Source organism: Acidobacteriota bacterium, assembly GCA_003225175.1.
GTDB lineage: Bacteria > Acidobacteriota > Terriglobia > Terriglobales > Acidobacteriaceae > Gp1-AA112.
In genome coordinates this window covers 1-2,396 of the sequence record QIBA01000185.1, presented here as the reverse complement: position 1 = coordinate 2,396, position 2,396 = coordinate 1, and the positions used below count along the sequence as shown (strand labels likewise).

2 protein-coding genes are annotated in these 2,396 nt (G+C 50.5%); both read right to left on the bottom strand.

Annotation, left to right across the window (positions count from 1 at the left end; translation table 11 throughout):
• Window positions 1–871 (bottom strand): hypothetical protein (locus tag DMG62_24345; GenBank protein PYY19721.1); only part of this gene is annotated, 871 nt, incomplete at its 3' end.
• Between the two features lie 88 nt (window positions 872–959).
• Window positions 960–2,210, bottom strand: coding sequence for a hypothetical protein (locus DMG62_24340; GenBank protein ID PYY19720.1), 1,251 nt, complete (start codon window positions 2,208–2,210; stop codon window positions 960–962).
• Window positions 2,211–2,396: the final 186 nt, after the last annotated feature.

Genomic DNA, 2,396 nt, shown 5'->3' with positions numbered 1-2,396 from the left:
CTTCCACAACACACTTGTCGAGAATGGAGTTTATTAAGTGCATTTGAGGATCCTGCTTGAACATCTCTACAAGGTTCCACGGTGGACGTTTGAAGTACTCACGCGTTAGCTTTAACTTTCCAGCAACCATGCACCATAGTAGTTTTCCTAACATGTAAACATCGAAATTGGTATGTACATTCTCCAGGCGTTCACCCCAGTCTCCCCACTGAGGCATGTAATCTCGAGGCCCAACGCGTTCGTCTGTCACTGTGAGTCGCTCGCTCTCGCCGCCTACGAACGTGATCCCGAAGTCGCCAAGGATTAGTTGCTCGTCGCTTCGCAAGTAGACATTATGAGGCTTGATATCACGATGTACTACATTCTCGGCGTGTAGAAATGCAACTGTCTTAACCAAAGAGCGAAACGCTTTTAAAGATGCGTACACCCTTCCTCTAAACAATACGAGATGATGTTCAAGGCTTCCAGTTACGTGATACTCCGTGACGATCCAGCGTTCGGCTTCATTTGCCTCTACCAAGGTCAATAGACCAACATGCTGAAGCCTGAGCACCTCGATTTCTCTTTTCAACCGACCTAACGCTTGATTTGCCTCAGGCTCGGCCAAGGAGATTTTGTAGAGCTTCATAGCCGCGAGTTCTGACGGGTAGTCTTGACGTGCATATGCGACAATCGACTTTGCCAGCTGTTCAGCAACTGGAAGTCGGTCTCCCCAGCTTAGGGATCCCGTAAGTTTTGGCAAGGCCTGAATAACTGATTCTAAGGATTGCTGTCTTTCTGCGACTCTTTCTGGCTTTCGAACCAAATAGACCGTACTTTGCCCGCCTTCGCCCAGCAGTCGTAGTTGCTCCCAATCATTTCTAGTAGACATTAGATCCTAAAAAAAAGGGCCCGTTCCGAGCTACTTGCGGATTTGGGGACAGCCTGAACTGCGTCCTCTACACAAATAATTTCGCAGTTCAGGCTGTAGCCTTTTCCCCAGATCTTTTGGATCGCTTATCGTCTCTCCGAAGTCGCTGATGCGCGCGGAAGAACGATCTCACAACGTCGTCTCTGAGTAATCGTATTGTCTCTGCAGCGACAATATCATCCAGCACGGGTTCAGATAGGCACACGAGGACGGATATTTGCATAAGTGTGTGCGCGGTGTTTTGTCCGGGATCCGCCAAACCGGCATTACTACGCCCGGCTAGCAGACGTTTGTAGTTATCGACTAAACCCAGGCGCACAAATAGGCTCTTTATACCGGCGTGCACATTGTCGTTACCCATTTGATAGTACGACCGCATGTCGGCGCGCCCTGCCTCTTGCGCCAGATCCGCAAAGGTTACTTTTCTCTTTTTCAGATGATAAATGGCCCATCCATAATCCGAGTCGAAGTCCTTTCCATATTTTGAGATCGCGGCGTTATAAGCCTTATCAATTCTGCTCACTTCGCGCGAACTGAGCGGCCTCTGTCCAAGGAGCGCATAACAGCTCGCATATTTCCTCATTGCTCGCTTCGACTCCACAGCCTGATGCGCATGGTAACGCTCGGCGATCTCTTCACCATGCTGATGGATGACTGTCGCGACTACCGCGAGCTCATGCAGCGTCCGCCAGCGAGCCATCGCGCCGTCGGCAAAGCCGTTTTCGAGCAAGCAAATAATTTCATCTGTAACTTGACATGCTCGAACGTGAAGCCTGAGTAGAATCTCGTGCCAAAGGGCCTTGGCGTGACCGGCTGACTGTCGTCGCGCATATGCCGAGCCACCCCACTCACGAACGCAGGTCAATAAAATGCGAAGGCCATTCAAAGCTTCTCCCCATCTTTCTTCAGGCCGCTCTCGAAAGAGGAAGACTTCGGTTGCTTGTAGTGCGTGCTCTTCCTCCCAACGGGATCGTAGGTGCTTGACAAGATCTTTGGCGAGTCGCCCTGCAAGATCCGGAATAAATTTTTGAATCCCGGTATCAAGAAATTTCTCGAGGGCGGTTCCAAGCTCGGAGACATCGGATTCGGTCAACGTAAGAGTGATGTTTCTACTCGGCGAACCTGCTCCGTACTTGAATGGTTTCCCATTCCCAGCTAAAACATGCTCCGCGATCTTGTCCGGAACAGATTTCCGGACCTTGATGCCTTGAGTTCGCAACTTCTTGGCGATCAAATTTGCGAGAAATCTTTGGGGAACAGTCGACAGGCTCCGATCCAATTGCTTCTGAAATACATCCATCCCTTCCCTCCACGTGCACGTCCGCCGCTCCCGTGACTAAAGGCCAAAAGGGGAGGGCCTGACTTGAGCGATTTTCAAGAGAAGATTACGCAGTTCAGGCTGTTCCCTTTTCTCTGTCAGAGATTTCGCTCGGGTACAACGGTACCAGAATGGGACTGACAATCAGTGAGGAAGAGCGTCAATGCT

Coding starts and splice junctions, on each gene's coding strand:
- DMG62_24340 (PYY19720.1), bottom strand. CDS start 2,210: ATGGATGTATTTCAGAAGCAATTGGATCGGAGCCTGTCGACTGTTCCC.